Below are 8,855 nucleotides of genomic sequence, written 5' to 3'. Positions count from 1 at the left end.
GAGGAGATCAGAGAGGAGAACATAATGAAACGAAAGGAAGCACAACTAAAGAGTAAACAGAGACTGTCGATGTCTCTAATTCTTCTTGGGATCTTATTCTGTTTGACAATAATCGGACTCCCTGTGGGTGCTGTTCTTATTTACCTTGCCACGCGGATTGCCCCGGATCCAGAAGATATATAATATTATAGATATGTCAGCTAGTCCCGCAATTAATAGGTACGTATGTATATGTACGTGCAGCATTATTGGAGTGGTCAAGGCGGCTTTTAGAAAAAATACCCAGATTTACCCAGATCGTCAGCAAATCACCACGCGGTGAAAGGGTCGAAAAATAAAAAGTTACCCATATACCCCCAAAATTTAAGTAGTAAGCCAGATTCAGTAGAAGAGTCAAATCTGTATTCTACCAACTAATAGATATAATCATTGATGAGTTCGTGAAAAAAATACCTAGTAGTATCCTGACAAGACGGACATAGACGTCTGAAAATCACGCGTCGGATATTGTGACCGGAGAGTGCTAAAATTTATAGAAGTTGACATTCAGGTAGTGCTCCGTCTGTGCTCGCCGGAATGGTTATCTATCAGTTTGTGATATGATTATTTACATCAGAAGGGCTCCCCGCCTGGATGATGCCAAATAATCCAATTTCATATTGGGATAGAGACACTCCGTTCCACGCAACGCAACCCGGCGTCCCATGTGGGAGCCGGTCTTTATTCTATACAATATTAGACCTCTCTGCTCACATGCCACCACAAGCGAGATGACCAGATGACGGAGATAGGGAAAACTGGTATGATAGATGTAGTGTGGAGTACAGGTATGAAGTGTGAGATCTGCGAACAATTCGAAGCCGCGTGTATTATTGGCATCGACACGGATCTCGCGTACCGGAACGACAGTGTTTGGCTCCAGCTTGATCGTGATCAAGTCTCGAGATCGTGCGCCCAGTGCGCGGATTCGCTCGTAATGGACGGTAGTGCAAGAGAAATGCCTATCGACGTGTCTGATGCAACCGAAATCTGGTACTCTGATCGATTCGAGCTCACGGACGGTGACGTTTCGATTGTGGCTCGAAGAGTTCCCGATATGATGTCTATGATGTAAGGACTTGTCTCGTAAGTTGTCTCTAACAGGTGAAATAGTATAATCGCACGACAGCGTCGAGATAGCGAACAGTTATTTTTACTCAAATTCTCCAGATCTGGTATTACAGGCTCGTAAACGTAGGATACAGACCCGGACACGCATGTATATGGGACTTTGGAGAAGGGCATACACAGTACGTACAGATCTTCTAACGTGTATTTAGAGGGATAAACTGGGCTGTCTATATATTTTGCCAGGCGACTGTTGATTCGTGTGTGTTGGGTATCGAGTGTCGGGTGTTGGTTTTGCGACGTGACCAGTTGTTTTTTGCCGTGAGTGGAGGGATTGCCCAGTGTTGATGTCGAGTGGTAGTGTCGTTGCATCGCAATTGCATTGGTAGTATGAACAGCGTGTCATAGAATCATCCTCAATCGAAAGTGGATGTGTAGATCGAGAGCTGAATACCCAACCAGATTGGGTTGGTATTCGGACTGGTATGCAGATACAGGGCGCGTATCTTGGATGTTGATCTTTTGTGATTAAATTGTTCCAGTGTAAAAGGCGATTCTATCACACGTCGCTATTCAACGATCGCAAATGGAGCGGCGAGTGCAATGCCTGCATCATGTTCGGAGAACCCCCAATAGATGAACCGGTACGTGGCTGGTATGTGTGTTGTACACCGTTGAAACGGTCCTGAAAATTCGTTGACATCGAGCGTCATTTCCCAGCTGAGTTCCTCGCCGGGCTCCAGCACTCGTTGCGACGGCGACCACTCGTACTTTTCGGGTACACCGATGGTATTCCGCCACATGCCGTCAGGGCTTAGCCGTTGAATCATATATCGCCGTTTTCCCAGTGTGGTGAGGGGGTCAGTGGACTCGTTTGTGAGTGTCGCAACGAATTTCTCACCTGGTCTAATAGATTGTGGCACTGTCAACGATGCATACCGAAGATAGTTCACTATCGACCGCTCTGTGAACACTCCTCCAATCTCGCGGTAGCCCGAAGAGCAGACCTCCTGTTCACTTCTTGTAATGGAACCAAGGCATCCACCGAAGGCAATTATTCCGGCTGAACTCCCGACTGCGAGAAGCCGTCGGCGTGAGAGGGGAGGGCTCTTTGATGCCATATTTGCTCGTGAAAGCAACATCATATAACAGAACTCCTGATTTTCTGAGCTTGAGACGACCTAGATAGAGCCGATAGCTTAGCAAGTGTAATATCGTCTCTTGTTGTGTTCCGCATGTGTACGTGTGATTGTGATTGTTACGTTTTTAAACTATCATGTTGTCAAGCGTTGAACTGCACGGGTTGAGTTGAAACGAGATGTATTCTCACGGCGCCTGTAACGATGGTGATAGTGATGCTCGATCCGCAAGTGTCGTGTGTAGAATACTGTAGCAGAGTGTAGTAGATTGTAGTATGACGTATCATAGTCCAGTTGATCCGGGATCTGTTTTGCGTAGCACCGATCCAGAGTTCAACGTACCGTGACGTATCGTAATATGACATGTATAATGATCGTAATGTTTTCTGCGCTATCCATGTCTTCGACGATTGTGTTGGCACTCTCAGCTTGGAGCCTGAATAGGGTGTATAAATCATGCATCGTAAGTGAGTGAGGGGCACCCCCTCCCCTGCATAATCCTGTACGTACGTACACATACGCACGTACGTACGTATACGAGCCGTCATGCGGTCAAAAAATCATTTATATACTATATTGCAGCGTACGTACGTACACATACGCGGGTACGTACATACAGAATAACACACCCCTCTCGAGAGGATCCGTCATGACCGATCCAAAACTATGATCGTGAACATGAAACAGTAGCGGGCTCGTAATGTCATCTGCGTTATCCGAGTAATGCGATGTGTTCGTAGACATTCCGGTTTAGACACGCTTCCTGTCGACTGTTGAACTGGGAGTGTTGTGAAAGTTAACTTTTTTAGCCTATCCCTGTAGAATCGTCGCTTTTAGTACGTGATAATGCTCGTTACGCATTTTTGTCTATCCGGGTAATGCGACTTGTTCTCACAGTTATATGACGACATAGAACTCGAATATGTCCCACGATGATCATGGCGTCCCCCGTCGTCGAAACCCGGCAAAACTGTCGTCCCACGTATACTTTTGTTCCCATGCGACGTACGGCGATTACAAGCAGTCCTATCAGATAAACATACATTAAATACCCTACCAGTCCAAAGAAGAAGTAGACCAAGGAAAATGGTCACCTGGAGAAGCAGACGACAATGAGTACCGAAACGACTCCTACGGAACAGGACATGACGAGGACGCACCGTGACGAAATTGAACTGACGATTGAAGCAGACGCCGCTGACCTGTACGACAACGTGTCAAGGTGATGCTGGTGGCGGAGGATGCAGCTCGCGAACTCGAATTTGTTGATGAGCCCGAAAGTGGACGCGCTCTCGACGACGTGCGAATGGCTCTTCGACTGCTGGACGAGCTGGAAAACGACCTGACGCACTTGCAACGCCAGAAGCGACAGGTTGAATCCCTGATTGATGAGTACGACCTGCTGACGGAGGAGGAGGAGGTCGACCTCCGATGAGCGCCGACATTCGTGATTTCAAGACCGAACGTGAGCACACGCAATATGAGAACGCGCTCCGGACAATCGAGGCGTTGGCGTGCGACGGCATCGAGCAGCACAGCCTGGCGGACAAGAACGAACTGTTGAACGAGATTCGCGATACGGTTGAGGAGGCACTGTAATGAGCACATCCAACTCGAGTCTTCTGATGAGCCATGTTGACGTCGGCGGCGAGGTGTACCAAGTGACCGGCATCGACAGTGACGTGCTCTTCTTCGCACTCGTCCATCTTTACTTGATACAATCGCGCTGTACTCATTTTTGCGCCCCGAACATCGATCTCCTCAAGATTCGCACGAGAAAGATCAGCGTCAGAAAAATCAGTATTTGAGAGGTCAGCTCCGTGAAGTTTGGCGTCGGAAGGGTCAGCGTCACCGAAAGGAACGTTTGGATGAATATCAGCCGGAAAGATTGTGTCGCTGTGTGGAATCGAAAAACGTTCTTTGTCATTATATGGTGAATTAGAAGTTATTGACATCCCGTCCCGCTCACTCAGGAAAATAGTGAGCGAACCCATCGAAGCAGTTGTCGGAACCGGCTTGGAGATTCAATAGCATCTGCGTCGACATTACGTGATAGCTCGATATCCGCAAAGTGATCGTCAAAAACTTCGAACGCCTCAATTTCGTCAATCATCTCGATCAGCTCTTCACCATTCACTAACAATACTTCGAGTTCAGGTGCGATTTCACGTGCTTGCCGGGAGAACGTTCCTGTTGTCACGATCGTTACTCGATCGACATTTTCTTCTTGCAGTCGGAGGCTTGCATACTGTTGGACTTCAGGGCTCCCGACCGATGTCGATGGTCCATACCGCTTAGCTTGGATCAGCTGCTTTTGATCACCGGTCACAGCGACGACATCGATACCACGATCACCAGGTTTCCCAACGACACGTGTGTTCCAGCCAAGAGACTCCCACACATCGCTTACAAACTCCTCGAACGCCTCTGGAGCCATCTGTTGTAATCGCTGACGTAGATAGTCATGTGTCGGGGTCTGATACTGGATTGAAGACCCGGCTGTTCCGTCTCCCATATGATGTCTGTTATCTCTAGATTGAAGTACAATTTGGGAAGGCTATCGCCACTCACCGTAATACTGCTCCCATTGGTAGTGGAAAGAAGACAAGACAAGGCATGAATATAAAGTATAATCTTGTAGACCTTGCTCAACGGATATGTCGCTGAAATCACGATCCCTCCGTTGTGACACAAGGACGTGTAACAGCTATTACATTCTTGTACGCTTGCCGTCTGTATATCCGACTACCCGGCATGGTGAACATTGTCTTTTGTCTGTGCTCGTCAATCTTGTCTAGCCTGTATCTGTCGATGTAATTAGTTAATATATTTGTCAACTTGTCAGGAATAGTCACGTTGTGTTTGCTTTCGTGATTGTTCTCGAGTAACGTAACTCTATCTGGTTCATTTCTGAACTTTAAGAAGCTAACCCAAGTTCCATCATGACAAAACAGAATAAAACAAAACTGAACTCATTCCAAATTGTGAGTGAAAATAATTCAAGATTATACTTATGATAATACCCTGAGTGCCATCACAGACATCGTAGCGTCTCTATTGTATGAATCGGACTTTTGTGTATGTGGATACGGTCGTGGTGGCATTCAGATGAGTATGTCATCAATTTGATAATTATAATTCAAGATAGATCTCAATCACCAATTGAAATTCAGATTCTGTTTCGGTGAGCAACTCCCCCATCGAGTTCGCTGGTTCCTCACTGCTAATCCATCATACTCAACGTCCATTTGTTCGGCATACATCGGGGCTAAGTCTTCAAAAAGTGCCCGAGCTCGGCTTCGAAAAAGCGTTTCAAGCTCATCTCGTATTGACGTTGTATCTACCCCATCTTCCGCCAAGATGATCTTCTCATCGGTGATAGCATGCTCAGTGACACTCTGAAGGTCAAGAACACGTTGGTCGCCACGATATGGAAACGTTTCCTGTGGCTCAAACGCCCTTTCCGGGACTCGGTCCCGATAGTCACTGTATTTGCCATGGACTGGCAACAGATTCGGATCACTGCAGAAACGACTGCTATACGTGTACGTACGTTGGTTAAATATAGCTGCTGGGCTTGCAGGACTTGCGCTGGTCGTCATTGGTGACATCAATCTCTTGAACGGTGGTGTGTGGGCACCATATCGCAGTCTTTGAGTGGTATCTTTGATATTATGAGTGTTGCCGAGCAGCAACTCGTCTACGTCGCCTATGTCGTTGTGATTGGCATCGGTGCTGTCGTTGTGTGGTTAGCATAGCAACAGATGAGAAAAATCAATCATTAGCGATGTCATTATTAAAATAAGTCATAATTCAAACACGCTAATTAAGATTAGTAGTTATACGCGAGCAGTTGATATGACTCTATCGAATTGTACTTTTCGCGAGTAATTAATCACTTAGAGTTTAGAAACTCAACAAGAACTCATGTCAGGAAAATCCAAGTGCACTGTCTGCCGTGAGTCACTTTTTCATCCTCTGTATCGTCTTTTTCGGTCATACAGGTAATAAGAGGGAAGTAATAATGAACAAGGATTCACTTCCGACTCTCCCCCAATAATCGGAAATGATAATCGAGCGAGTGTGATGACTAGAGAGCTATCCCTAATAAGACGGTCTCCCGGCATTATGAACATATGACAGTCCCCGCAACTGCTATGATGACCAGGAAATTCTCCCTGGTGAGAGATAGCCTGAATTCGGTAGGCTTCTTACGGTCCAGTGCTGCTATGGTGACCGGAAAGCTACCCCGGTGAGACACTGCCACCCATCCCCTGAAACGTCTTCAGTGCAATGCTGCTATGATGACCGGAGAGCGACCCCCGGTGAGACCAGACATCGCCTCTATCGCGTCCACGCTCGGACACATACTGCTATGATGCCCGGAGATCTCCCCCCGGTGAGACAACATACACTGGCTCATCCTCATCGCCGGTAATAGTGCTGCTATGATGACCAGAGGATTCCCCCTGGTGAGACATCGAGTCGGGTTCGCGGGCGACATCAACTGCGACGTGCTGCTATGGTGACCAGAGAAACATTCTGGTGAGACATCCGCTCGACATTGGCATCAATACACGGACCCTGGCTGTTATGATGACCAGGGAATTACCCCTGGTGAGACGGACTTAGGCTGGCTACCAGACCCTGACACGTATGGGCTGATATAATGACCAGAGATTCACCCTGGTGAGATTTGGGCGTACAAAAATTGATATGGCTTCGCCTTTTGTCTGCTATGGTGACCGGGGAACTACCCCGGTGAGACTTGAGCCATGACGCGGGACCGCTCAATGTTGGTGTCGCTGCTATGATGCCCGGAGAACTACCTCCAGTGAAACAATCTCCCGACAGTAGACTTACGGGTAATTAGAGAGCTGCTATGATGACCGGAGAGCTACCCCCGGTGAGACGGTGACCAAAAATACCTCGAGACGGCGTTTAATTGTTTCTGTACGCTTCCTCAGACCGTCTACATTAATCAACCCCTGCTGTACAGAGAGTATAGAAAGGTCGATGAAGGCTATCGTCATTCCCAACTCGATAGATTCAGGTCACATATCACCCGAAATTGGCTAGACCTCAACCGACGTATTCTTGCAATAAAATAAGATCAAGATTGAGATCAGTTCAGGAAGAATGACATTGACCTCTCGATCAGTGACCCGTTCTCAAGAGTGATACCCACGATTCTAACGGGGACTTTTCGGATTCGATTACTCTTTTCGATTGTCATTACTACAAAATAATCTCGAAAACGGGATATTCAATCTGACATATCACTCGATGTGAATAAGATAGAAAACGCCGTCATGCGATTATCTATCAGATGAGTGACTACTGTCCTGACACAACTCACTCATCATGATTGTGTAGGGACTGTAGTGTCTACAGCAGGCAACCACTGGAAAGAATCAAATTGTGGGCAGGCACGGTCATCGCACATTGCTTTCAAAGCTCCAGGAAAAAATTGAAAATCGAATACTACCCTGCCACGTCAGTTGATGAACCGACAGTCAGTCCAGATTGCGATTAATTGTCAGTGCTCAGTGGGTTGATTGCAACGCCGATGTCGTAGGACCCAGGCTCTGCGGTGTCGTCCAGTTCGGCATAGATGGCAATCTCCTCCGTGTTCCCAGGCTTAATCTTATCGATAAATGTTCCTTCACCAGTCTGGACAGATTGTTTCTTAACTCTGTCATTAGGATCAATCTCAAAAGTACCGCCGTTAACGCCATCTTGTGCATCTGGATTCGCAACTGTGATGTCGATGGGATCAGGCGCGTTCACACTGACTTGAACACTCAATTTGTCTGCGGCGCTGTTTTCGACATCAGGGTGGAACACAACCTTATCCCCATTATTCAGTTCAACCGCAGCCTGGAACTCCGTATTATCATCACTCGTCCGCGTGAAACTCGCGTCCGTATCACCGCTAATCTCCACTTCGGTAACCGTCAACGCCTGCTCGGCTTGCACGTCGGCTTGTCCTTCGACACTGCCTTGCAGTCCTCCTGCGGCGGCTGTGACTCCTGCCCCTGCGGCGACTACTCCCGCTGTTCCAAGTATGATTGACCTTCTGGTGAAGTCCACCATATTTGATAATATAACCCATTGTTGTGAGGGATCTTTCCCGGATTATTGGGGGGAGCTACTTTGGATGAGTCAGGATTTGCAATAATCCGGGGAATACCTCATGGCGCTACATAAACACGATATATTCTATCGTGCCATTGGTGTTTTTGCAAAAATACAATATAAAATTCACTCCTCTGTGAGGAGCACAGTTATATCCGATGCCCGTCGCGTCGCGTCCCGTCCCGTTCCGTCCCGTCGATCGGATCGGGAGTATGGGTGGCTTGCCCTTGCAACTAGCGATAGCGCCTTATTTTTCTCGAAGCGACCGGTGACTTCCCAGGCGCGAATGCGAGATTCACGTCCGGGTTCATCTGCTACACCGACAATCATTAGCACACGCAGTCACTAGAATAGATGCTACATCTGCGAGAAAAGTTCCCATGTGTTCATCGGATGATAAGTTGGAGTTGGAAGTCCCAACATCATTTTCACACGGTCATAGTCATCGCCATCGTAGTCTGCCGGTGACGG

The 8,855-nt window shown here is 47.5% G+C and carries 10 protein-coding genes and 1 pseudogene; 5 read left to right on the top strand and 6 right to left on the bottom strand.

Going from position 1 to position 8,855, the window contains the following annotated elements; translation table 11 throughout:
* Positions 1-183 (top strand): YccF domain-containing protein (locus tag J07HQW2_RS01075; RefSeq protein ID WP_021053331.1); only part of this gene is annotated, 183 nt, incomplete at its 5' end.
* 1,493 nt (positions 184-1,676) lie between these two features.
* Here the strand turns inward: J07HQW2_RS01075 and J07HQW2_RS01065 are convergent.
* On the bottom strand, positions 1,677-2,228 hold the full coding sequence (locus tag J07HQW2_RS01065) for a hypothetical protein (RefSeq protein WP_303703855.1): 552 nt from the start codon (positions 2,226-2,228) through the stop codon (positions 1,677-1,679).
* Between the two features lie 1,249 nt (positions 2,229-3,477).
* On the opposite strand from J07HQW2_RS01065, the gene J07HQW2_RS01060 reads away from it, so the two are divergent.
* The 3 genes from J07HQW2_RS01060 to J07HQW2_RS01055 are packed head-to-tail and all read left to right on the top strand — an operon-like array spanning position 3,478 to position 4,054.
* Entirely contained in the window at positions 3,478-3,681 is a 204-nt protein-coding gene (locus tag J07HQW2_RS01060; RefSeq protein WP_303703854.1) for a hypothetical protein, read from the top strand.
* A complete protein-coding gene (locus J07HQW2_RS16960) occupies positions 3,678-3,845 on the top strand; it encodes a hypothetical protein (protein WP_021053326.1) in 168 nt (55 codons plus the stop codon). Before J07HQW2_RS01060 ends, J07HQW2_RS16960 begins: the two co-directional genes overlap by 4 nt.
* Positions 3,845-4,054 carry a hypothetical protein gene (locus J07HQW2_RS01055; protein ID WP_048075053.1) on the top strand — a complete coding sequence of 70 codons (210 nt, stop codon included), beginning with the start codon at positions 3,845-3,847 and terminating at the stop codon, positions 4,052-4,054. The genes J07HQW2_RS16960 and J07HQW2_RS01055 overlap by 1 nt, the downstream gene beginning before the upstream one ends.
* Here the strand turns inward: J07HQW2_RS01055 and J07HQW2_RS19735 are convergent.
* From J07HQW2_RS19735 to J07HQW2_RS01045, 3 genes and pseudogenes are all read right to left on the bottom strand, one after another.
* A pseudogene (locus J07HQW2_RS19735) lies at positions 4,028-4,201 on the bottom strand (pentapeptide repeat-containing protein); the annotation flags it as partial. The gene J07HQW2_RS01055 and the pseudogene J07HQW2_RS19735 overlap by 27 nt on opposite strands.
* Positions 4,202-4,215: 14 nt before the next feature.
* Positions 4,216-4,761, bottom strand: a complete 546-nt coding sequence (locus tag J07HQW2_RS01050; RefSeq protein WP_021053325.1) for a restriction endonuclease — start codon at positions 4,759-4,761, stop codon at positions 4,216-4,218.
* A 640-nt stretch (positions 4,762-5,401) separates the two neighbouring features.
* Complete coding sequence (locus J07HQW2_RS01045) at positions 5,402-5,755, bottom strand: M48 family metallopeptidase (protein ID WP_303703853.1); 354 nt, start codon at positions 5,753-5,755, stop codon at positions 5,402-5,404.
* 123 nt (positions 5,756-5,878) lie between these two features.
* Between J07HQW2_RS01045 and J07HQW2_RS16955 the strand changes: the two genes are divergently transcribed.
* A complete protein-coding gene (locus J07HQW2_RS16955; RefSeq protein ID WP_303703852.1) occupies positions 5,879-6,004 on the top strand; it encodes a hypothetical protein in 126 nt (41 codons plus the stop codon).
* 1,774 nt (positions 6,005-7,778) lie between these two features.
* Here the strand turns inward: J07HQW2_RS16955 and J07HQW2_RS01040 are convergent.
* Positions 7,779-8,342, bottom strand: a complete 564-nt coding sequence (locus tag J07HQW2_RS01040; protein ID WP_021053323.1) for a hypothetical protein — start codon at positions 8,340-8,342, stop codon at positions 7,779-7,781.
* 168 nt (positions 8,343-8,510) lie between these two features.
* On the bottom strand, positions 8,511-8,714 hold the full coding sequence (locus J07HQW2_RS01035) for a hypothetical protein (protein ID WP_021053322.1): 204 nt from the start codon (positions 8,712-8,714) through the stop codon (positions 8,511-8,513).
* Positions 8,715-8,855 lie beyond the last annotated feature (141 nt).

The organism is Haloquadratum walsbyi J07HQW2 (assembly GCF_000415985.1).
Taxonomy (GTDB): Archaea; Halobacteriota; Halobacteria; order Halobacteriales; family Haloferacaceae; genus Haloquadratum; species Haloquadratum walsbyi_B.
The sequence above is the reverse complement of the archived record's forward strand: the minus strand, read 5'-3'. Positions and strand labels throughout refer to the sequence as shown.

Excerpts from the sequence above, each read along its gene's own strand:
- J07HQW2_RS01065 (WP_303703855.1), bottom strand. The coding sequence starts at position 2,228 with ATGGCATCAAAGAGCCCTCCCCTCTCACGCCGACGGCTTCTCGCAGTC.
- J07HQW2_RS16960 (WP_021053326.1), top strand. The coding sequence starts at position 3,678 with ATGAGCGCCGACATTCGTGATTTCAAGACCGAACGTGAGCACACGCAA.
- J07HQW2_RS01055 (WP_048075053.1), top strand. The coding sequence starts at position 3,845 with ATGAGCACATCCAACTCGAGTCTTCTGATGAGCCATGTTGACGTCGGC.
- J07HQW2_RS01050 (WP_021053325.1), bottom strand. The coding sequence starts at position 4,761 with ATGGGAGACGGAACAGCCGGGTCTTCAATCCAGTATCAGACCCCGACA.
- J07HQW2_RS01040 (WP_021053323.1), bottom strand. The coding sequence starts at position 8,342 with ATGGTGGACTTCACCAGAAGGTCAATCATACTTGGAACAGCGGGAGTA.
- J07HQW2_RS01035 (WP_021053322.1), bottom strand. The coding sequence starts at position 8,714 with ATGATTGTCGGTGTAGCAGATGAACCCGGACGTGAATCTCGCATTCGC.